The 23,121-nt window shown below is 40.2% G+C and carries 19 protein-coding genes; 15 read left to right on the top strand and 4 right to left on the bottom strand.

Annotated elements, in window-relative coordinates:
• The first annotated feature begins 20 nt into the window (after positions 1-20).
• From HHO41_RS03030 to selB, 6 genes are all read left to right on the top strand, one after another.
• Positions 21-236, top strand: a complete 216-nt coding sequence (locus HHO41_RS03030) for a DUF2922 domain-containing protein (RefSeq protein WP_169095366.1) — start codon at positions 21-23, stop codon at positions 234-236.
• A gap of 118 nt (positions 237-354) precedes the next feature.
• Complete coding sequence (locus tag HHO41_RS22295; protein WP_169095365.1) at positions 355-498, top strand: YvrJ family protein; 144 nt, start codon at positions 355-357, stop codon at positions 496-498.
• Positions 499-703: 205 nt separating this feature from the next.
• Complete coding sequence (locus tag HHO41_RS03020; RefSeq protein WP_169095364.1) at positions 704-904, top strand: cold-shock protein; 201 nt, start codon at positions 704-706, stop codon at positions 902-904.
• A gap of 459 nt (positions 905-1,363) precedes the next feature.
• Positions 1,364-2,506 (top strand): exonuclease SbcCD subunit D, encoded by a 1,143-nt coding sequence (locus tag HHO41_RS03015; RefSeq protein ID WP_169095363.1) that lies wholly within the window; start codon positions 1,364-1,366, stop codon positions 2,504-2,506.
• Between the two features lies 1 nt (position 2,507).
• Positions 2,508-5,645: an AAA family ATPase gene (locus HHO41_RS03010; RefSeq protein WP_169095362.1), complete on the top strand. Its 3,138-nt coding sequence runs from the start codon at positions 2,508-2,510 to the stop codon at positions 5,643-5,645.
• A gap of 55 nt (positions 5,646-5,700) precedes the next feature.
• Positions 5,701-7,557, top strand: a complete 1,857-nt coding sequence (gene selB, locus HHO41_RS03005) for a selenocysteine-specific translation elongation factor (RefSeq protein ID WP_211171026.1) — start codon at positions 5,701-5,703, stop codon at positions 7,555-7,557.
• Between the two features lie 83 nt (positions 7,558-7,640).
• Here selB and HHO41_RS03000 read toward each other — a convergent pair whose 3' ends face one another.
• Together HHO41_RS03000 and HHO41_RS02995 are read right to left on the bottom strand one after the other, a co-directional pair.
• The gene (locus tag HHO41_RS03000) at positions 7,641-8,870 is read right to left on the bottom strand and encodes an NAD(P)/FAD-dependent oxidoreductase (RefSeq protein ID WP_169095360.1); all 1,230 of its coding nucleotides are present in this window, start codon (positions 8,868-8,870) and stop codon (positions 7,641-7,643) included.
• A gap of 248 nt (positions 8,871-9,118) precedes the next feature.
• Positions 9,119-10,312, bottom strand: a complete 1,194-nt coding sequence (locus tag HHO41_RS02995) for a TIGR04053 family radical SAM/SPASM domain-containing protein (protein ID WP_211171025.1) — start codon at positions 10,310-10,312, stop codon at positions 9,119-9,121.
• A gap of 329 nt (positions 10,313-10,641) precedes the next feature.
• On the opposite strand from HHO41_RS02995, the gene HHO41_RS02990 reads away from it, so the two are divergent.
• The 3 genes from HHO41_RS02990 to HHO41_RS02980 all read left to right on the top strand — a co-directional run bounded on the left by HHO41_RS02990 (position 10,642) and on the right by HHO41_RS02980 (position 13,492).
• Entirely contained in the window at positions 10,642-11,862 is a 1,221-nt protein-coding gene (locus tag HHO41_RS02990; protein ID WP_169095359.1) for an MFS transporter, read from the top strand.
• A gap of 129 nt (positions 11,863-11,991) precedes the next feature.
• Entirely contained in the window at positions 11,992-12,627 is a 636-nt protein-coding gene (locus HHO41_RS02985; protein WP_169095358.1) for an IMEF encapsulin system ferritin-like cargo protein, read from the top strand.
• 16 nt (positions 12,628-12,643) lie between these two features.
• Positions 12,644-13,492 (top strand): family 1 encapsulin nanocompartment shell protein, encoded by an 849-nt coding sequence (locus HHO41_RS02980; RefSeq protein ID WP_169095357.1) that lies wholly within the window; start codon positions 12,644-12,646, stop codon positions 13,490-13,492.
• Between the two features lie 263 nt (positions 13,493-13,755).
• Here HHO41_RS02980 and HHO41_RS02975 read toward each other — a convergent pair whose 3' ends face one another.
• Positions 13,756-14,220, bottom strand: a complete 465-nt coding sequence (locus tag HHO41_RS02975) for a hypothetical protein (protein WP_169095356.1) — start codon at positions 14,218-14,220, stop codon at positions 13,756-13,758.
• A gap of 165 nt (positions 14,221-14,385) precedes the next feature.
• On the opposite strand from HHO41_RS02975, the gene HHO41_RS02970 reads away from it, so the two are divergent.
• Complete coding sequence (locus tag HHO41_RS02970) at positions 14,386-14,754, top strand: 2Fe-2S iron-sulfur cluster-binding protein (protein ID WP_169095355.1); 369 nt, start codon at positions 14,386-14,388, stop codon at positions 14,752-14,754.
• A 236-nt stretch (positions 14,755-14,990) separates the two neighbouring features.
• On the top strand, positions 14,991-16,439 hold the full coding sequence (locus tag HHO41_RS02965) for a tryptophanase (protein ID WP_169095354.1): 1,449 nt from the start codon (positions 14,991-14,993) through the stop codon (positions 16,437-16,439).
• A gap of 51 nt (positions 16,440-16,490) precedes the next feature.
• Here HHO41_RS02965 and HHO41_RS02960 read toward each other — a convergent pair whose 3' ends face one another.
• On the bottom strand, positions 16,491-18,314 hold the full coding sequence (locus HHO41_RS02960; protein ID WP_169095353.1) for a helix-turn-helix domain-containing protein: 1,824 nt from the start codon (positions 18,312-18,314) through the stop codon (positions 16,491-16,493).
• A gap of 302 nt (positions 18,315-18,616) precedes the next feature.
• Here HHO41_RS02960 and HHO41_RS02955 point away from each other — a divergent pair, with 302 nt between their 5' ends.
• The 4 genes from HHO41_RS02955 (at position 18,617) to HHO41_RS02940 (ending at position 23,112) form a co-directional block, all read left to right on the top strand.
• Positions 18,617-19,756, top strand: a complete 1,140-nt coding sequence (locus HHO41_RS02955) for an acyl-CoA dehydrogenase (RefSeq protein ID WP_169095352.1) — start codon at positions 18,617-18,619, stop codon at positions 19,754-19,756.
• A 94-nt stretch (positions 19,757-19,850) separates the two neighbouring features.
• Positions 19,851-21,494 carry an AMP-binding protein gene (locus HHO41_RS02950; protein ID WP_169095351.1) on the top strand — a complete coding sequence of 548 codons (1,644 nt, stop codon included), beginning with the start codon at positions 19,851-19,853 and terminating at the stop codon, positions 21,492-21,494.
• 22 nt (positions 21,495-21,516) lie between these two features.
• The gene (locus HHO41_RS02945) at positions 21,517-22,884 is read left to right on the top strand and encodes an acetyl-CoA carboxylase biotin carboxylase subunit (RefSeq protein WP_169095350.1); all 1,368 of its coding nucleotides are present in this window, start codon (positions 21,517-21,519) and stop codon (positions 22,882-22,884) included.
• 12 nt (positions 22,885-22,896) lie between these two features.
• Entirely contained in the window at positions 22,897-23,112 is a 216-nt protein-coding gene (locus tag HHO41_RS02940) for an acetyl-CoA carboxylase biotin carboxyl carrier protein subunit (RefSeq protein WP_169095349.1), read from the top strand.
• The last annotated feature ends 9 nt before the right edge of the window (positions 23,113-23,121 follow it).

The raw sequence follows: 23,121 nt of genomic DNA, 5'->3' as shown, positions 1-23,121 counted from the left end.
AATTTGAGGAGGTGTAAAGGATGGCTAAAACTTTGGAACTAGTATTCGTTACCGATATTGGCAAGAGCGCTAAACTATCGTTTGAAAGTCCAATTGAACCGATTGATCCAGTTGCTGTGAAACAGGCGATGGAGCAAATTATCGCGACAGATGCATTTTATACAGCTAATGGAAATTTAGCACAAATTAGTGGCGCCAGAGTAGTTGATCGCAACGTGACTGAATACGAGCTTTAATATGTTCAGAAACAAGACCGGTTTCAATGATGATTCCGGTCTTGTTTTACGAGTGAGATATTATATCAACAAAATAATTTGATTTGAACAGGATCAACTTAGAAAGGAGCGATTTCTTGTGGAGCAACTCATACCTTTCATTAGCGACGTCGGCTTTCCCATCGTAGTCACTTTGTATTTATTGCATCGCATTGAAGCGAAATTAGATACCGTAGTACTATCGATTCAAAGCCTTCCAGACCGCATGAAAGAGGGATTGTAAACCGTTGAGAATATTGACATTCTGGGGAAAAAATGTTATATTTATCCTAGCCGTTGCACCGTGTTAGATTTATGGTAAAAGCTTGTTCTAATGTTAATTAAATACGTTTGGATGAGTAATGAAGGTAAAGCTATCTACGTTGTTAATTGGTGAATTTACAAATGGTCTCTCCTAAGAAGACCAGCCAATAGGAGGATTTTTTTACATGAAAAACGGTAAAGTTAAATGGTTCAACTCAGAAAAAGGTTTCGGATTCATCGAAGCTGAAGACGGAAATGACGTTTTCGTTCATTACTCTGCTATCCAAACAGAAGGCTTCAAAACATTAGAAGAAGGTCAAGAAGTATCTTTCGAAGTTGTTGAAGGTGCTCGTGGACCACAAGCTGCAAACGTTCAAAAGAAATAATCTAATTCACACATTCCAAACAGCTCAACCCCATATCGGTTGAGCTGTTTTTTTATTGTGTTTGTTGTGTATATCGACTAATGACTTTTCCCTAGTTGATTGAAGCGGAAGGCACGAAGACTCCTGCGGGAGCAGCGGGACAGGTGAGACCCCACAGGCGCCTATGCGCCGAGGAGGCTCACCGCCCGCCCCGCGGAAAGCGAAGTGCCTGGAGCGGAAATCAACATTCATGATAAAAACAGCCATTTAGGACTGATCAAAACATTCGAACATTATCTTAAAATAGCGAAATTTGACGAAAAATTTTATTGAAGGTAGCTACTCTTCCAAATCATTTCTAATAAAGAAAATTTCATGAAAATCCTCCACTTTTAAAAATCATTACGAATAGATGTTTGCTATAATGGAACTTAGCGAGTAAGCAAGCTCCATATTGTTTACGAGAAAGGGTTGATAGGCATGAAATTTATTCATACTGCTGATTGGCATTTGGGTAAGCTTGTGCATGGCAAGTATATGACCGAGGACCAAAAAATTGTTCTGGATGAATTCATAGAACTTGTAGCGGAAGAAAAGCCTGATGCCATCATCATCGCTGGTGATTTATACGACCGCTCAGTGCCACCAACAGAAGCGGTTGACCTACTAGATGAAGTACTATATAAACTCAATGTTGAATTAAATACACCGGTTGTTGCCATTGCTGGAAACCATGATAGTGCGGAACGCCTTTCATTCGGTAGTTCATGGTATCGAAACAGCCATTTTTACTTAACAGGTAAATTGGCGAATGATTTTCGGCCTGTTCGTATAAATGGTGTTAATTTTTATTTAGTTCCATACGCGGAGCCAGGAATTGTAAGGCAGTTATTAAATGATGATCGAATCCATTCGCATCAAGAAGCGATGCGTGCTATCATCGATCAAATTGAGAAAAATATGAATCCCCATGAACCGAATGTTTTCGTTGGACATGCCTTTGTATTAGGCGGACAAACCTCTGATTCAGAACGGACGTTGTCAGTCGGTGGATCAGGTTGTATTGGTGCGGAGTTATTTGCCCCGTTTTCCTATACAGCATTAGGCCATTTACATAGCCCAGATGCGATTCGTCATGATACCGTGAAATATTCAGGTTCGTTACTGAAGTATTCCTTTTCAGAAGCGAAACAGCAAAAATCAATTTCAATAATTGAGATGAACGAGTTGGGGCAATTTACTCAGCGATATCGTTCGTTAACACCGAAATTTGATATGCGTGAGATTGAAGGTCATCTCGACGAATTGCTTGATCCGAGTTTTTATGAAAAACAAAAATGCGATGATTATTTGAAGGTGACCCTTCTTGACGAAGGGGCGTTGATCGACCCGATAAGTAAGCTGCGTCAGGTATATGAAAATGTTCTTCACCTTGAACGTAAACTTGCTATTACGGACATGAAGAAAAAGGTATCTTTTTCAATTCAAAAAGAAGAACGAAAATCAGAATTAGAGCTATTTGAACAATTTTATCAAGAAATGACAACCGCTGAGTTTTCTGATGAAAAACGTGCAGTGATGACCAAGGTGATTAATAAGGTTCACAAAGAGGAAGGTGTGTAGGATGAAGCCGATTCATTTAATGATGCAAGCATTTGGTCCATACGCCGGTAAGGAAGAAATTGATTTTTCGCTATTAGGAAATCGGACGATGTTCGTCATCTCTGGTAAAACCGGTGCAGGAAAAACAACGATTTTTGATGGGATTAGCTATGCCATCTACGGAAAAGCTAGTGGAGAAGATCGGAACGGCCCCGAATTGCGCAGCCATTTTGCACAGGAAGATGATCCAACCGAGGTTGCGCTCGATTTTACGTTACGGGGGAAACGTTATTACATTTGGCGTTCACCACAACAGCAGAAGAAGAAAAAGAGCGGCGATGGATTTACAACGATCAATGCCAAAGCTGAACTTTATGAATATGATGAGAACGGTTCGAAACAGCTGCTCGCAGCCAATGTCCGCGATGTTGACGAGCGGATAAAAGAGCTTATGTTAATCGATAGCAATCAGTTTCGGCAAATCCTGATGATTCCTCAAGGTGAATTCCGCAAGCTGTTAATTTCTGACAGTAAAGATAAGGAAGTAATCCTACAGCGATTGTTCCATACAGAAATGTATAAAAGAATTGAGGAAAAGCTTAAAGAGGAAGCGACTGAACTAAAGCGAACCGTTGAGAAACAGATTGAAACTCGAAATCAAACGATTCGCGGGATTCAAGTGCTCGTAAACGAAGAATTAAAGGAATATTTGGCTGCTGATAGTGTCAATGATACGCTTATTCTTCCTTTGCTCATCGAAGAAATAAACGTCCAAAGGACAAAATTAGCAGAAATTAAAGTCGAGACTGACAGCAAGCAAGTTGAGCGAGATAACCTCCAACAGAGCATTTATGAGGCTGAACTCATTGTTAAGCAGCTAAATACGAAACAAGAGCTTTTGATAAAAAAAACGCAGCTTGAAGGTCAACAGGATCACTATGCCAAAATTGAAAAAACTGTCGAGCTAGGTCAAAAGGCTACAATTTTAGCCAAGCAAGAAGAAATTTGCACTCATTTAAAAACAGAGCTTGACGAAGCACAGAAAGCGGCTAAAGAATTACAAATAAATGTTGATAAGCTAAACACTTTAGTTATCCAACATAAAGAGCAGCTTGAACAGGAAAAAGCCCGTGAGCCCGAACGGCAAGAAGCGAGTGACTATGTAAACCGACTCCAACAAATGAAGGAGGATGTCTATTCATTTGCCAAGCTTGAAGCGACGGTGCAGCAACTTGATAATCAATTATCGACCGCAAAACAAGAGCGACAAATAAACGATGAAAACATTAACAAAGCGAACGGAAATTTCGTAAAACTTCAAGTTGAAAAATCGCTCATTGACGAAGGGCAAATAACCTACCTTGAAAACAAACGAAAAATTGAATTACTCGGTGCGGAAATCGAGCAATTTCAGAAATATGAGGTATTATTCGGCCGGATTGAAAAATCAAAACCGATCGTAGCTCAAGCAAAGCAACATTTTGAAAATGCAGTCCTTCGGCTAGCTGATGCCAAAGCATTAGTCGAAGAGCTCGAGCAAAAGTGGCTTCAAAGTCAAGCCGCTATTCTAGCTAGCACCTTAACAGAAGGGGATGCGTGTCCAGTATGTGGCTCACCACATCATCCGCAACCAGCACTACATAGAGAAGACCTTGTTCCGTCACAAGAGGATCTTAAAGCAGCAAAATCACAAGTTTCCGTGTTAGAAGCTGAAAAGGGGAAGGCGGAATCAAACCTTTACCAATACCAGTCTGGGCAAAGTACTTTAATTCAATCATTAACCGAGTTGAAAGCTGAAATTGGCGAAAATCGTCCTGATTTTACCGAGGAAAGCTTTGAACCTCTCAAGAATATGATCCAGGCTGAACAGGCAGACTTAAAAGAAAAACAGCAGCAATTGCAAGCTAAAATCAATCAGTTAAGCAGCATAATGAAGCAAATGGACTTAACAGAAAAGCAAAAACAGCAATACAGTGAAAAAATGAAACAATTGACGGAACTAATCCATCAATTGACCATTGAGCATACGCAAAATCGGACAACCTTGGAAAGAATGGTTGATCAAATTCCTGAGGAGCTCAGAACCATTCAAGCCTATGAGGCAGCAGTTAAAGCAGCCGTTGCTAAGAATGCTGAATTACAAACCCGCTTTGAAAAAGTCAGTCAAGATTATCTGAAGGCACGAGAAAGCTTTGCCACAGAAACAGCACGACTAGAGACGGTAAATTCTCAGGTGACAACCACTACTGCCAAGCTGGAACTGGAGCGTGCAGCCTTTCTAGAAAAGTTAACGAAGCAAGGTTTTGCAACCTACAATGACTATGAGGTAGCCAAAAAATCGGAACAAGAACTAAAAAACCTTTCGGATATGCTACGTGCCTATCGTGAAGAGTTACGCTCTGTCACAGACCGCTATCATGAACTTGAAGAGCTTTTGAAAGATGTAAAAGCTCCTGATTTAGACATGCTTACGGAAGCATTTGCTGACCTGAAGCAGCAATTAAGCATGCTTCAGGAACAATATACAAGCCTATTTATGCAAAAAAGGACAAATGAGGAAATTTTCGATAAAGTGAATGCAATAAATCAGCAGCTGAAGGAATTGGAAGATCGCTACAAACTAATTGGCCATTTACATGAAATCGCTAAGGGACAAAATACGTATCGAATTACCTTCGAGCGGTTTGTTTTAGCTTCATTTTTGGATGATATCCTCACTCAAGCCAATGCTCGCTTGACGAAAATGACTAGTGGTCGCTATCAATTACTGCGAAAAACTGATCGTTCAAAAGGTGCGGGGCAAAGTGGTTTGGAATTGCTCGTTTTTGACCAATATACTGGTCAAGAGCGTCATGTCAAAACACTCTCTGGCGGTGAAAGCTTTAAAGCGGCATTAGCACTTGCATTAGGCCTTGCTGAGGTTGTTCAGGCCTATGCTGGAGGTGTATCATTAGAGACGATGTTTATTGATGAGGGCTTTGGTACCTTAGACCCTGAATCACTCGATCAAGCGATTGAATCATTAATAGATATCCAAAGCAGCGGACGTCTTGTGGGAATCATTTCGCACGTTCCTGAGCTAAAAGAAAGAATCGATGCCCGTCTCGAAGTATTTGCGACTCAGACCGGAAGCCGTACAGAATTTCAGCTAATGAATTAACAAGATAGAAGGTTAGGTGTCAAAATTGGAGCACAAAAGATATTTTACCATCGGCATGGCCGGTCATATTGATCACGGAAAAACCTCGCTCACAAAAGCGCTGACAAACGTTGATACAGATCGGTTGAAAGAGGAAAAGGAACGACAAATTTCCATCGAATTAGGGTTTGCCCCGCTATATGAAGACGAAGAAATCCAAATATCGGTTATTGATGTACCAGGTCATGAACGGTTTATTCGTCAGATGATTGCAGGAGTGGCTGGGATTGATTTAGTCGTTTTGGTTGTTGCGGCAGATGAAGGTGTCATGCCGCAAACGCGGGAACATTTAGATATCCTTGGATTTCTCGGAATTAAAAACGGCGTTGTCGCAATTACCAAGATCGACCGAGTTGACGAGGAATTCATTGATTTAGTAAAAGATGATATTTTTGAAGAATTACAGGGAACTGTTTTCGAACATTCTCCGTTCGTACTCGTTGATAGTCTGTCCAAAAAAGGGATCGATGATTTGAAACAATTAATTATTGATACCTTGAAGGAACAAGAAATGCGCGATGCAAAAGGTGCATTTCGACTGCCGATTGACCAGGTGTTTACGGTAAAAGGGCAGGGGACGGTTGTACGTGGAACGGTTTATGAAGGAACAGTAGAAGAAGGCCAACCATTAGTGATTCTGCCAAAGGGAATTGAAGTACGGGCAAGACAATTGCAGGTCCATCATAAGCCAGCCAAAAAGGCTTTTGCCGGACAAAGGGCTGCCATTAATCTTTCCAATGTGTCTAAGGAGGATTTGGAGCGCGGCGATGTTGTCGTGTCGTCTGAGCACTTTAACGTAACGAGAACGATAGACGTGGCAATCCGTGTTGTCGAGGACCTAGACTACATGGTAAAGCAACGTATGCCAATTAAATGCCATATCGGTACAGCTGAAGTAATGGGAAGAATCGTCTTTTTCGATCGTAATGAACTGAAAGAGGAAAATGATGAAATTTTGTGCCAGTTGCGTTTGGATGAGGAAATTGTAACGAAGCGGGGTGACCGCTTTATCATTCGGCGTCCAAGTCCGCAGGAAACGGTAGGGGGCGGCTGGGTCATTGATCCACGTGGTGAAAAATACCGTTACGGCGTCCAAACAATCGAAGAGCTCGAAAAGAAGAAGGTAGGAACGCCTCATGAGCGGATTGTAGCGGCATTGACTGAAGGGAAAAGCCTTGGTTTAGCTGATTTAATTAAACGAACCGCATTGGATGATGAAACTCTATCAAGTGAACTAAGCAACGAGGACTTTCTTCTTTATAATGGCAAAGAGTATACCCTTAAATCGCTGGTATTATTAATTGAGGATGAAATTTATGATCGTTTGGGTGACTATCACCGCGAGCATTCGATGAAACAGGGAATCAATAAAGCGGAAATCCTGCAATCATTGCAGAAACATTATCCGAAAACCTTGCTTGATTATGTTATCGAACAGGGTGTCAGTAACGGCACGTTTGGCCGGAAAGAGCAATTTGTGTTCCAGAAGGATTTCGCACCTCATGTTCCGCAAAGTTGGGCAAAACGAACTGAGAATATGCTACAAGTAATCAAAAAGGATGGCTTAAAGGTCCGCTATCTTCAGGATTATTTGAAGGAAGCAGGAATTCCGGATTCGCTAACAGGTGATTTAAGAAGATTTCTTGAAGAACAGGGACTGATTGTGCCACTGGATGATCAATACTACTGGTATGGTGACTTGTTTAATCATGCAGTTGAAACGCTGCAGAGTAAGACAGGACCTGAGTTTGAGGTTGGCGATGCCAAAGATGTGTTGGACCTTTCCCGAAAATATATGATACCGTTTTTAGAACGTCTTGATGCGAAGGGGTACACAAAGCGGATTGAAAATAAGCGGGTTTGGCAGAAATAGAAACTAAAGGTACTAATAAAAAAGAGAGGGGCTGTCCGAGTAATCATCATCTGATTTCTCGGACAGCCCCTTTTATGCATCTATTATTGAGCCTGTTTAACCTGAACTTCGGTTGGTTGTGGCTTGCGTTTCATGAATTGCTTGATCATGAATGAAGGGCCATTTAAGTAAAATAGGTATCTGCACTCGATTACTTCTTTCATAAACGCTGCAAACTTTCCTTTAATGACAAGTGGTCCAACTTTTCCGACAGCATGTCCGCCACCGATTGAAGCAACAGAACCCTTATGATGGTATTCAAATGCCTCTAATTGTTCACCACGGATAGCAGCAACAATGTTTTTCGCACAAACTGGTGCTTGTTGTAGTGCAACCTGTGCAGTTGGCGGAAGCGCAGTCTTCTCGTCCTTCATAAACCAAGCGTTATCACCGATACAGAAAACATTTTCTAATTCTGGAACACGTAATTGCTTATCAACTGGTAATTTACCGCGAATAGTTTTTAATCCAGCTTTTTCGAATAGCTCATGACCACGAACTCCACAAGACCAAATGAGCGTTTTTGTTGGGATTTCAATACCAGGAGCTACTTTTACATAGTTTTCAGCAACTTCAAGAATTTTTGTAGAAGTCATGACTTGAACGCCGCTTTCAATTAAAAGCTTGTTTGTGTACTCAACTGCTTCTTTTTCAAAACCAGGTAAAATCGTAGGAGCAGCTTCAATATTAACGATTTTTACTTTATCGTACGGAACGCCGTATGTTTTTGCGATTTCCGGTAGCTTCTCAATTAATTCTCCAACCATTTCAATACCAGTAAAACCTGAGCCTGCAACTGCAAAAGTTAGGCGGGTTTCATCTTGATCTTGTTTGTATAGAGAAAATTGTTTAAGAATATGTGGAAAAACTGTTTTTGAAGTGCGGAAGCTTCTTAGGTTGAAGCCATACTCATTCACTCCAGGTGTACCAAATGTTTCAACTTTAAAGCCGAGAGCTACAAGCAAATAGTCGTAGCTAATTGCTTCGCCGCCTTCGAAAAGAATCTTTTTATGGTCAAAGTCAAGTGAGTCAACAGTTGCTTTTTTGAAAGTGGTTTTGCTTGCATCAATTAAGTCGCGGATTGGCATCGCGATTTTTTCATCTGAAGCAGTGCCCGCACAAGTTTTGTGTAACTGAGTTGTCACATAGTGATAGTCGTGCTTGTTGATAAGTAAAACTTCAGCTTCGTTTGGATTTAATAGTTTTTCTAAATTTTTCGCGGTCATAATACCGCCGTAACCTGCTCCTAATATGACGATTCTTGTTTTTGCCATGTTAATCTCTCTCCTTTTTAATGGTCCGTTAATGTGAAAGTATTCACATTCAAAATGAAAAAAATAAGTACGAATAAATACAAATATTTTTGTGAAGTGATTCACAATTAAGTATGTATAAATATTACGATACCAATATCACTCTGACAAGGTGTAAAACCAAGTAAATGTGACAAATTAATTAATTCACAAACTTAGTATAAAAGCAGGCATCAAAATCGTGATGATCTTGATGCCTGAGTAAGATGTTAAGAATTAATTGGTTCTTTGTCCTTCTTGCGCATGGCTTCAGGAATGTAAACACAGTATGGTTCGCTTTCGAGATAATCTCCAGTTACACCATATGCGCGTGAACGTGATCCTCCACAAACGAAGCGGAATTCACAAACTCCACATTTTCCTTTGTATAGGTTAGGGTTGCGCAGTTCTTTTAACACAGGGGATTCACGGTAAATTTCAGCTAGCGATTTTTCACGAACATTTCCAACAACAATTGGAAGGAGTCCGGAAGGCAGTACTTCACCAGTATGGGAAACGAAGATGAAACCAACCCCATCATTTACCCCTTTTGGTGCACGTTTTAAGCCGTCAATTTTTGAAGCCATATCTTTTGTTAGAGTATCTTCATAATTGATATCATGCTTGTCTACGCCATCAACATGCTCGCGCGCCTTTTGTTGGAACACAACGCGGCGGTAATGTTGAGAAGCGGTAGTTTTGATATCGAAAGGAGCGGTTTTACTTAAGTCGTATAACCAGCGGAATACCTTTTCGTGCTCCGCAGGGGTGATACAAGCATCCTCTTGTCCACGACCTGTTGGAACAAGCAAGAAAATGTACCACATAATCGCACCAAGGTCAGCCACTAATTTTGCCATTTCTTCAAGGTGATCATAGTTGTAACGAGAAATTACCGTATTGATTTGTAAAGGCATTCCAAGTTCAACTAACTCCTTGATTTTTTCAACCGTTAAATCAAACGAACCAGGAGTTCCACGGAATTGGTCGTGAATTTCAGGTGTAGGACCGTCTAAGCTGAAGCCCCAACGAGATAGACCAACCTCTTGCGCTTTGATCATTTTTTCTTTTGTTACGTTAGCAGTGGCACTAGGTACCATTGAGACACGCATGCCTTTTTTAACAGCGTAATCAGCTAACTCGAATAAATCTTCGCGCATCATACAATCTCCGCCTGTAAAAACAAGCATTGGATTATTCATATCATAGATTTGGTCGATAAGATTAATGCCTTCCTCATGTGTTAACTCACGTGGATCTGGAGTAAGCTGTGCGTCAGCACGGCAGTGAACACATTTCAATTGACAGGCTCTAGTTACTTCCCAAATAACAATAAATGGATTTTCATTATAATCAATTTGAGCTGCGGCACCATGAGGATGTCCGCCTGGGTGACCACCTGGGTGTCCGCCCGGATGTCCCATACTATGTGGATGCCCCATTCCATGTGGATGTCCATTCATATTTTATCACCAAACCTTACTAGTTTTGTATTACACCAAACACTATTGGCATGTAGTTTAACAGTTTATCTCTTACCTTCTTCATTATAAAATTAACGAAAACTAAATGACGGTAGTGGTTATTACAAAATTGCTACAGAAATGAACCAATTTTGTGAACAAATATAGTTCTAATTTTTCGGAAGACCAAAAAGACCGAAAGCTAGACGATATCTTCTTCATCTTGATAAAATAAAAAGAACATTTTCTGAAAATTAATTCAACTTTGCTGATAAGAAAGAAGGAAGGGTATGTCTTATATCGAAACAGGATCAGCAGAATATAAACGAGCAAGTGGTGCACTGTTTATCGGAGCATTTGTTACGTTTGCGATTTTATATACCACTCAACCGTTAATGCCGGAGTTCGCAGCGGAATTTCATGTTTCGGCACCGCTTGCCAGTTTAACCTTGTCATTATCGACAGGTGTTATGGCAGTGGCAATGCTTGGAGCAGCATCACTCTCTGACAAAGTAGGCAAGAAAAACATCATGGTTTTTTCGATGTTTTCGACGTCCATTCTCAGCATACTGACTGCGTACAGTCCAAATTTTTTCATTTTATTATTGCTTAGGGCGTCCTTAGGGATATTTATTGCCGGTGTTCCGTCGATTGCGATGGCTTATGTTGCTGAAGAGTTTAACCCAAATGGCATTGGTAAAATGATGGGGCTTTATATAAGTGGTACAAGCATTGGGGGCATGGCCGGACGCATCATAACGGGCGTGCTCACCGATGCCTTTTCGTGGCGATTTGCCATCCTTGCGATTGGAATCATTACCCTTGGCTTAAGTGTTTTGTTTTACATCAGTTTGCCAGCACCACGGCGACAAGCGAACCGTCCACACCTTGAAAAAACGGGCTTTCATGCGTATGTGGATCATGTTAAAAATAAACCTTTATTGCTATTGATCATGCTTCCGTTTTTGTTAATGGGCAGCTTTGTGACCTTGTTTAATTACATCGGTTTTTTATTGAAAGAACCGCCGTATCATTTAAGTCAAACGGCGATTGGTTTTATATTTATTTTATATTTATTCGGAACTTTTAGCTCAGTTTATATGGGCAAAAAAGCTGATTTGTATGGATCAAGCGTCGTGATCAAAATGAGCCTTACGATCATGATTTTAGGCGCAATCGTGACGATGCTACCTTCACTTGTTGGGAAAGTAGTTGGAATTGCTATTTTTACATTTGGCTTTTTTGCGAGTCATTCTGTAGCAAGCTCGTGGATGGGGGAGTTTGCTTTGAAAAATAAAGCTCAGGCCTCATCTCTTTATCTTTTTTCCTATTATATAGGTTCAAGTATTGTCGGCTCGGTGGGGGGCTTTTTTTGGCAGCACCATCATTGGGGTGGTGTGATTGGGTTTGTATCGATGTTAATGCTATTTGCGTTTAGTATTGTTTATCTCATTGAAAGAAGCCATTCAAGTTCAGCTATATCTCAGTATCAGTCAAAGGTCAATGGTTAATGGTGTCAGTCCGTGTGGATATTTCAATAACGAATAATTGAATAAGACAGACGATAGCCAAGGTTTATTTTCAATAAATCTTGGCTATATTTGCTAATAACTATTTTTATTAGTGGAGGGGAAATCGTCTTGGAATCAACTTTTTCCGAAATGGATGAAATATTCACACGGACCAGACAGGCTTTAAATGAATTCATGAGCATGATTACGCCGATTATTGATCATGCGACGGACGATCATGAAAGACTCTACTGGCATCACATTTATGAAGAGGAGGATCATCGCTCGGATCGTTTAAACCTACTCATGCCAAAGCTTGAAGAAATCATTAATGAAGGAATTAATCTAGGCGAGAAGCATGGTGATTTTTTGCACCTGCTTCAAGATATCAGTTTGGAGAAGTTTGGATTACATAATTTTCTTGAACATTTAGACCTGTCGCTGTTTCAATTTAAAGGCACAGAAGTCGAACCAAGAATTCAGGAATTGCGAGATTTTACTTATGAAGATTACCAGCGGATGAAGGTGATTTTGGATGTCCTTAACCAAGAGTTTAAGGGCGGAATTCAATTTAACACTTCGGTTCCGACTGATGAAAAAGAAGGTATAAGTGAGCAATTAAAAATTGCCGCGTATGTCGGAGAAGAGCATGATCACGACCATGACCATGACCATGGTCAAGCATCTAGTGCCACTGGACAAAATACAGAAGCAGCGCAAGTGTATACGAAAAGAGGCTTAACCGTCGGCAGTTTAAAACAATAACAAGGGAGTGAACGATATGGATAAAACGAATGTCTTTCCAGAAGCACCGCTAACGCAAGCGGAATGGCATGAACTTGAACAAACGGTTTTTGAAAGTGTAAAGAAGCAACTGGTTGGAAGAAGATTTATTGATATTTATGGTCCACTTGGCGAAGGGGTACAGTCAGTTACAAACGATATTTATGAAAACCCTGAATCGGGAGCGATTAGTTTTCATGGTGAGGATTCTGAATTATCGGTGCCGTCGCGCCGCGTGAACTTGACGATTCCGATGCTTTATAAGGATTTTGTTCTGTATTGGCGTGATATTCAGCAAGCAAAGACGTTAAGAAGTCCGATTGATTTTTCTGCTTCGGCCAATGCTGCTCAGCAATGTGCTTTGCTTGAGGATGATATCATTTTTAACGGATCGAAGGATTTTCATATTCAAGGAATCATGAATGTGAAGGGGAAGTTATCGCACATTCGCAGCGATTGGATGGGATCAGGTAATGCCTTCGGTGATGTTGTTGAAGCACGAAATAAATTGCTGAGGATGGGGCATACGGGACCATATGCTTTAGTATTATCTCCGGAATTATATGCACTCGTACACCGTGTTCATCAAGGGACACATGTGCTTGAGATTGAGCATATTCGTGAGCTGATGACTGCTGGGGTATACCAATCACCGATGATTAAAAGCGGGACTGGTGTCGTCGTCGATGCAGGTAGGCAAAATCTTGATTTAGCTATTGCCAGTGACTTCGACACCGTATTCCTAGATTTGGATAATATGAACTATCATTTCCGCGTATACGAAGCAATCGTCCCAAGAATCAAACGCCCAACCGCTATCTGTACATTAGAGGATTTTAATGAATAACCTGATATCTTTCGGACATTAAGTACCTTATTTTGATAAAATAACCCTTTTTTTGGCTTAAGGGGACACGGAGGCCTCTATTTCACTATAAATCCATGATGAATGCCAATTTTTTATCAAATAACGAACCTGTTGTCCGTTTAGTTTGGCAAAATAGCACTTTTGGTGAAAATAACGGATTAAATGTCCGCAACAAAAAAATGTGGGGGTACAAACTTCATTGTACCCCCACAAATTAAAGAGTTGACATGAACTTTTCCACCTTAGGCAATGGAAACTAATTTTTCCTTAGGATAAACCATACTTGTATCGACTTCCTTATTAGCGGCAGGTAGACCAATATCTTCAATAATCATTTTTGCTTCTTCTCGGAAGATCGGCGTCGGGCTTCCTTCGTTTACTTCAAATAAACGCTTTAAATATTTCAACTTTTCCAGAGTTTTTGTTTGCTTATACGCTTCATTGTTAAGCTCGTAAATCCGTTTATGTTTTGGTTCATGAAGCAAGCCTAACTCTGAAATGTTAATGATAAGATTTTGGCCTTCAGCAGTAACAAATCCGATGGAATAAATCGATAATCCAAGTAAATCGACGTTGGTAATGACCGCATTTTGGTATGTTTCGCCTGTGCGGAGACGAAGTGCGCCAACTTCAATTACACCGCCAATTTTTCGTTCATTTACAAGCAGCTTATGGATATCCTTTAAACCATTAATTTGATAAGTCATGTTGAGACCTCCTATGAGAGGATAGTATTTTTAATGAAATGAATTAAATGAGAACGGTTATCAATTTCGAATATAAGTTTATTCTACAATGATAATCATTATCGGTCAATAGAATTCATCGTGACGAATTTGTTAACGATTTTATTGGAAAATAGAGGGGTAAGGATGAAGAGATTAACGATTGGGAGTTTAAAGGCGGAGGCAAGTGAGACTTTAGCGTTAAAAGAAACGCAAGTACATTCTATTGTTATTGCCAAGAAAGCTTTCCGAGAAATAAAACGGATTCTGGAAATTGAACAAAAACAGAATTACTTCAAGTTTGAAATTGGTTCAGGGCAAAAAATTCTTGATGCGGCAATTGAACAAGGTGTTGCACTAGAATATAAATGCCGAAAAGGCACGTGTGGCAAATGTAAGCTACGCGTTGTTAGCGGCCAAAACTATTTATGTGAACCAAATCAAACAGAGGTTAATAAACTGGAAAATCAACTTAACGCAGGTTTTCGCCTAGCCTGCCAAGCTTCAGCACAGTAAAGCGGTGGGGGACTGTCCCCCACCGCTTTACTGTGCTGAAGTGTTTTAATTGACTCTTTAAAATATTTGCAAAATAATGTAGAATAATGACGAAGGTTTTTGCGAAAACGCTTTAAAGCGGTGTAGCGGTAAAATTGATAATAGTGAAAAAGCAACTAGATCACAAACGACATGGTAATCAGGTAAGCCTAACATCCTTGATTCGACATACAATTCATTTGAGGAGATGGAAAGTAATGTCAAAAGTTAAGTTTTATTCTGGGGAAAATGTTCCATTGGAAATGCACAAGGTTCGTATTGTGCAAAAATTAAATCTACCACCTATTGAGCGTCGGCTCGAAGCGATGGAAGAAGCAGGCTACAATACGTTTCTCTTAAAAAATGTCGATGTATTTATGGATATGCTTACTGATAGCGGTGTAAATGCGATGAGCGATAAGCAGCAGGCAGCTATGCTTGAAGCAGATGACAGTTATGCGGGTTCAGCTACATTTACTAAACTTGAAAATAAATTAAAGGAAATTTTCGGTAAAGACTATTTCCTTCCAGCACACCAAGGACGCGCCTGTGAAAATATCATCTCTCAGGCCTTCGTCACAAAGGGTTCAATCGTGCCTATGAACTACCATTTTACAACCACTAAGGCTCATATTGTTCTTAATGGTGGACGAGTTGAAGAAATCTTTGGTGATGAAGCATTAAATACTGAAAGCACCAACCCATTTAAAGGGAATATCAATATTGCCAAGTTAACAGATCTTATTGAAACAAATGGTGCTGATAAAATTGCCTTTATTCGCATGGAAGCAGGAACCAACCTAATTGGCGGTCAGCCTTTCGCTGTTGAAAACATGCGGGAAGTGCGCAAGGTTTGTGATGAGCACGGGATCATGCTCGTCCTAGATGCGAGTTTATTAGCCGACAATCTCTATTTTATAAAAGAACGAGAGGAAGCCTATCAGGATAAGAGTATCCGTGAAATTACCCGTGATATTGCGGACCTCTCTGATATTATTTATTTCTCTGCACGTAAATTAGGCAGTGCCCGTGGTGGCGGTATCTGCACGAGCAACCAAGAGTTTTATATGAAAATGCGGGAATATATCACGCTATATGAGGGATTCTTAACCTACGGTGGAATGTCCGTACGTGAAATGGAAGCATTAACGGTTGGTCTGGAAGAAACGATGGACGAAAATATGATCAATCAAGGACCGCAATTTATTGCTTATATGACAGAGGAATTGCTAAAACACGGAGTTCCGGTTGTGACACCTGCAGGTGGTCTGGGCTGTCATCTCAATGCATCAAAATTTGTTGACCATATTCCGCAAACGGAGTATCCTGCTGGTGCACTAGCTGCAGCGTTATACATTGTTAGTGGCGTACGTGGAATGGAACGCGGAACCTTATCTGAGCAACGTGACGAGAATGGCAACGAAACATTATCGCAAATGGAGTTAGTTCGACTAGCGATGCCGCGTCGAGTTTTTACGCTATCACAAGTGAAATATGCGGTTGACCGTGTTGTTTGGCTTTATGAAAATCGTCACTTAATCGGCGGATTGAAGTTTATTGAGGAGCCTAGTGTGTTACGATTCTTCTTTGGAAAATTAACCACGACTTCTGACTGGCAACAGGAACTAGTAGCGAAATTTAGAGCCGATTTTGGCGATAGTTTATAGCACAAGATTATTTAGAAACTCCAGGTCAGCGTCAGACCTGGAGTTTTTCTATTAGCTATTTTGCAATTGGAAGCTTGGTCGATCCTTCACGTATTGATAGATGTTAATAGCCAAATGGATATTGAAAATTTGTTTATTATCTATTAATTCAACGGAGAGAATCTCTTCGATCCGCTTTAAGCGATAATTTAGCGTATTTGGGTGAATATGAAGTGTATCAGCGGTTTTTTTGATATTTTGATTTTGATCAAAATAGACAAATAGTGTTTGCAGCAATTCAGCTTTGCGCGATTTTTCATATTCTATCAGTGAACCAAGCACCTCGTGGGTAAAGTCCACCAATTCTTCCTCAGAATTTTGGAGAATGAACCTTTGCACGCCCAAGTCAGTATAGCATAGGACGTTATCATCAAAATGATATTTTTCAATAAAATTAATACATTTCGTCGCATCCTTAAACGATTGGTGTCCATAAATCAAACCGGATTTAACTCGTCCAATCCCAATTGACCCCTCTAAATCATACTTCACTTGGATTTCCTTCAAATACGATTTTGCTAACGCTTTCAATTGCGAATTAATCGATGATGCTGACATCTTGCTATCAAAAGACAACAACACAACAATTTGCTGATCAATTGGAACCGCCATTCCTTGTGGATTGTATTGAAGGAAGATTTGATTAGCATAATGGAGCAGGTTGCGCATCATATTTTCACGATTGATTTTCAGCTTATTCGAATCACCAAAATTAATCATTAAGGTGACATAATTTCGCTTTGGATCCAGATTTAAATTTTTCGCTCGTTGCAGGAGTGTTTCGTCCATTTGACCTGATAAAAGCTTACTGACAAAATCCCCGCGCAATCTTTGCTGCGTATCAAAAATGGCCTGTTCCTTCACCAACTCCAATGATATGACAGTACAGGCATGCTCTAGGGCGGCAATGTCGAGTTGACTCATTCTTTGTTTGGATAAAATCAACAAAATTCCTAACGACTTTGGTTTTGAACCTAGCGATAGGGCAACAAGCTGATACGATTCGCCGTAAATCTCGATTTCGGTTACCGAACGAGAATTTTCAAGCGAAAGAATAAATTGAATCGCCTGCAGCTTAATATAGTTGATCGTATCAGTTGAAAGCGAATGGTCGTAAGCAGATGCAATCAATTCACCGAGGTCATCAAATAAAAAGGTTGGTTCACCGATTGTTTGTTGAATGTAGCTCAAAATTGATTGTAAGCCTTCACCGTTTAACACAAGATTCGCCAAGCTTGTATGAATATTAATAGAATTGGTGAGCATCTGCACCGTTTTTTCCTTTTCGTGGTACAGACTTGATTTATCGAGGGCAATCGCAGCCTGATGGGCGATCGCCTCTAATAGTTTGATATCTTCTTGTTTAAACGTTAACGAATCCTGAAAAGAGTCCAGTGTGATGACCCCAATACATTCTCCCTTTAAGATGATAGGAGAGGAAATGACGGATGTAAAATGAAAGTTGTTGGCAATCGATTGATCTAACAATCCACGATTATGAGGTCTTAACGTTGTCAGCGCTTTTTTGATTACCTCTTCGTTTGGATAATGAAGACCCTTTCCTGCTGCAAAGGTTGTCCCGGTCAAGGATTCTCCAGGCTTCAGTCGGATTTGTCTGAAGATATGTGGATAAAAATTTCCTTGGGCTGATTGTGCGACTAGGCAATTTTCTTCTTTATTATATAACCAAAAAGACCCTCCACCTGCCGCTTCTACAACAGAAATTGTTTCTATCATAATAGAATCAATAATGATATCGATATCAAAAGATGAGTTAATGACGTTGGAAACATGGATTAAAGACTTCAACTGCCGATGTGTGAGCGTATCTTGCAAATTCTATCATCCTTCTCTGTTGTGGTATTTTTTTACAAAAAATTACTAAAATACATATTTGTGTAAATTACACAAAATTCTGAAGAATATATTCAGAGGATTAAACATAGTATTCTATTTTCTAATTGTTATAATTATAAGAAAGTTTTGAAAATAATGAAAGGAGTTGATATATAAGGATTTCTGAGGTGTTTTGACAAAATCCTTTATCGCTAAATTAAAGAATTATTGTTATTTTGCTAGAATATGTGAAATTGTGTCGAAAAAAGTCAGAATATTAAGAAAAAGGGGATGTATTATAGATGAACTTTGAACTAACAAAAGAACAAGAAATGATCCGTAAGCTTATCCGTGATTTTGCAGAGGCAGAAGTAGCACCAGGTGCCGACGATCGTGACCGAACAAAAGAATTCCCAAAAGAGATTTTTGCGAAATTATCTGAACTAGGTATCATGGGTCTCCCTTTCTCAGAACAATATGGCGGTGGGGATGCTGATACAACAAGCTTTGCGATTGTGGTTGAAGAATTAAGCCGTGTATGTGGATCAACAGGGATTACATATTCTGCACATATTTCATTAGGTGGAGCACCACTGAACTTATTTGGTACACATGAGCAGAAACTAAAATACTTAACTCCAATTTGTACAGGCGAATCATTCGGTGCGTTTGGATTAACTGAACCAAATGCTGGATCTGATGCATCTGGTACACAAACGACTGCTGTTCTTGATGGTGATGAGTGGGTTCTTAACGGTTCTAAATGCTTCATTACAAATGCTAGCTATGCAAAACATCTTGCTGTAACAGCGGTTACTGATCGTTCAAAAGGAATTAACGGAATCTCAGCATTCATCGTGCCAACAGATGCACCTGGTTTCACTGTCATCAGCAATTATGAAAAAATGGGTCTTCACTCTTCAAATACAACAGAATTAATTTTGGAAAATGTTCGGATTCCAAAAGAAAACCTTTTAGGCGTAGAAGGAAATGGCTACAAACAATTCCTAGCTACTCTTGATGGTGGACGTATCGGTATCGGCGCAATGGCTGTCGGTCTTGCTCAAGGAGCTTATGAGAAAGCGCTTCAATATGCAAAAGAAAGAAAGCAATTCGGTAAAAGCCTATCTAACTTCCAAGCAATCCAATTCAAATTAGCAGATATGGCGATGTATATCGATCTTGCTAGAACTGCAGTTTACAAAGCAGCATGGTTGAAGGACCAAGGAAAGAACTTCAAAAAAGAAGCAGCTTATGCAAAATTATTTGCTTCTGAAATTTGTATGAAGGTTTGTGACCAAGCTGTCCAAATCCATGGTGGATACGGCTACATGAAGGAATACCAAGTAGAACGCTTCTTCCGTGATGCAAAACTATTAGAAATTGGTGAAGGTACATCTGAAGTTCAACGCATAGTCATTGCAAAACAAATTGGCTGTTAGAAATCTCTTATATCGTAAGCATCCTGATGGTTGCGAAAACTTTAAATTTTTTCAATCAAAATAAAAAATTTTAAATAAGAGGTGGAACTTCATAATGGGTGAGATTTTAAAAATTTCGGTTGGTAAATTGCTTGAAAATGTTGCAAAGGAAAGACCAGACCACGAAGCGTTAGTCTATCCTGATCGCAATCTTCGCTACACATATAAGCAATTCGATGAGCTTTGCCGGAAAGTGGCAAAGGGATATATGAAGCTTGGATTAGACAAAGGCGATCATATGGCGATTTGGGCTACAAATTATCCAGAATGGGTAACGACTCAATTTGCAACCGGTAAGATGGGAGCTGTTCTTGTAACGGTTAATACAAGCTATCAATCAGCAGAGCTTGAGTATCTATTAAAGCAATCTGATTCTACTACGCTTGTATTAATGGAAGAATATCGCGGAACGTCATACATCGATACCCTATATAGCATTATCCCAGAGCTGAAAACATCAGTACCAGGTCAGTTAAATTCTGCGAAGCTACCATACTTGAAAAATGTCATCGTGTTAGGTGAAAACTCTTATCCAGGCATGTATAACTGGTCTGATTTATTGGAGATGGCAGATGAGGTTTCAGAGGAATTACTAGATGCGAGAATGGCTTCACTTGAACCTGATGATGTCATTAATATGCAATATACATCTGGAACAACCGGATTTCCAAAAGGGGTTATGCTCACCCATAGTAACCTAGTGAATAACGCAGTGAATGTTGCAGCATGTCAGAATTTAACATATAAAGATCGCATGTGTATTCCAGTTCCGTTCTTTCACTGCTTTGGCTGCGTGCTTGGAACGCTAACATGTGTAACAGTAGGCGCAACAATGGTGCCTGTTCAAGAATTTAATCCATTAGAAGTTTTACAAGCTGTAGAAAAAGAAAGATGTACTGCATTACATGGAGTTCCAACGATGTTTATTGCTGAACTAAACCATCCTGATTTTGCAAAATTTGACTTATCTTCTCTTCGCACCGGAATCATGGCCGGGTCCACTTGCCCAGAGGAAGTCATGAAGGCCGTAACAGAAACAATGGGAGCAAGTGAAATCACGATTACTTACGGTCAAACAGAATCTTCACCAGGTATTACGATGACTAGAACGAATGATCCGCTTCATTTACGGGTTGGTTCAGTTGGAAGAGCCATGCCAGATGTTGAAGTGAAAATTGTCGACCCGACAACTAATGAAGAAGTTCCGGTTGGAGAATCAGGTGAGCTTTGCACAAGAGGATATCACGTAATGAAGGGTTATTATAAAAATCTTGGTGCTACAGCATCGGCCATTGATGAAGAAGGTTGGTTGCATACTGGAGATTTAGCAGAAATGGATGAAAACGGTTACTGCAAAATTACCGGTCGTCTAAAAGATATGATAATCCGTGGCGGTGAAAACATTTATCCGCGTGAAATCGAAGAATTTTTATACACTCATCCAAAAGTTCTTGATGTTCAGGTCGTTGGTGTGCCTGATCCGAAATTTGGCGAAGAAGTAATGGCTTGGGTGCAATTAAAGGAAAACGAAACAGCAACAGTTGATGAAATTAAGGAATATTGCAAAGGAAAAATTTCTCGTTTTAAGATCCCAAGATATATTGAGTTTTGTGTCTCATTCCCAATGACAGCATCTGGAAAAATTCAGAAGTTTAAGCTTCGCGAAAATGCTGAAAAAGCGTTGAACCTACTTAAATAATTAAGAAATGGGTGAAAAATCAATGTTCAAAAAAGTTCTAATCGCTAACCGCGGTGAAATTGCAGCACGGGTGATGCGTACATGTAAAGCGTTAGGGATTTCTACTGTTGGCGTATATTCAGAAGCAGATCAAGAGGCACCACATGTGAAATTGGCGGATGAGTCGTATTTCATCGGCGGTTCCCGAGTTGCCGAAAGCTATTTAAATGTTAATAAAATTTTAGAGGTTGCCAAGCTTTCAGGTGCAGAAGCGATCCACCCAGGTTATGGATTATTATCAGAAAATGCCGAGTTTGCACGGCGTTGTGAGGCAGAAGGACTAGTTTTCATCGGTCCTTCTCCTGAAGTCATTTCGCAAATGGGCTCAAAAATTGAATCCCGCAAAGTAATGGAGGACGCAGGTGTTCCTGTCGTCCCTGGGATTACTTATCCATTAGCTGATGCTGAGGAAGCCGTTCAAGTTGCTAACACTTTTGGCTATCCGGTAATGCTGAAGGCTTCAGCCGGTGGCGGTGGAATCGGAATGCAGGTTGTTAAAAGCGACGATGAAATTCGTAAAGCCTTCGAAGGAAATCGCAAACGTGCGACCGATTTTTTCGGAGATGGGGCGATGTATGTTGAAAAATACGTTGAAAATCCACGCCACATCGAAATTCAAATCTTAGCAGACGCATTAGGAAGTACCGTTTACCTTTGGGAACGTGAATGTTCCGTGCAGCGACGTCATCAAAAAGTAGTCGAAGAAGCACCATCTTCCTTCATTACTGAAGAGACGCGCCAAAAAATGGGACAGGCAGCCGTTACTGCAGCCAAAGCGATCGGTTACAAAAATGCCGGTACAATCGAATTCTTAGTAGATGAACAACAAAATTTCTACTTTTTAGAAATGAACACCCGCTTACAAGTAGAACATCCTGTAACAGAAGAAATCACAGGTTTGGATTTAGTCGAACAACAATTACTCATTGCTCATGGAGAACCACTACGCTTCTCTCAAGAGGATATTAAACGCTATGGACATGCCATTGAAGTAAGAATATATGCTGAAGATCCAAAAACGTTCTTCCCATCACCAGGAAAAATTACGAAATTAGTGTTGCCACAAGGTGCGGGAGTTCGCCATGAACTGGCAGTTCACGATCAATCAGCGGTCACTCCGTTTTATGATCCAATGATTGCAAAGCTAATCGTGAAAGGCTCAACGCGTGATGAAGCAATTGAAAACATGCTCGAAGCATTAAAAGGATACGAGGTTGAAGGAATTAAAACAAACATTCCAATGCTTAAAGAGGTTGTGGCGCATGAAGCGTTTCGTGCAGGTGATACCCAAACAAACTTTGTAGAAAAGCACTTACAACCGAACAAAAAATCCGCAAAAAGCGTGAAATAGGAGGAAATCAGGATGAATGAAGTATATGCAAGCATGGCAGGAAACGTGTGGAAGGTATTAGTTAAGCCGGGCGACCAAGTTGAAGAGGGTCAAGATGTAGTGATTCTTGAATCTATGAAAATGGAAATTCCAATCGCTGCTGAGTGCGATGGAACGGTTAAAGAAGTAAAGATTAACGAAGGTGACTTCGTTAATGAAGGCGATGTAATCGTCGAAATCGAGGAGTAATCGACACAG

This window comes from Bacillus sp. DNRA2 (assembly GCF_012843265.1).
Classification (GTDB): Bacteria; Bacillota; Bacilli; order Bacillales; family Cytobacillaceae; genus Bacillus_BU.
The sequence above is the reverse complement of the archived record's forward strand: the minus strand, read 5'-3'. Positions and strand labels throughout refer to the sequence as shown.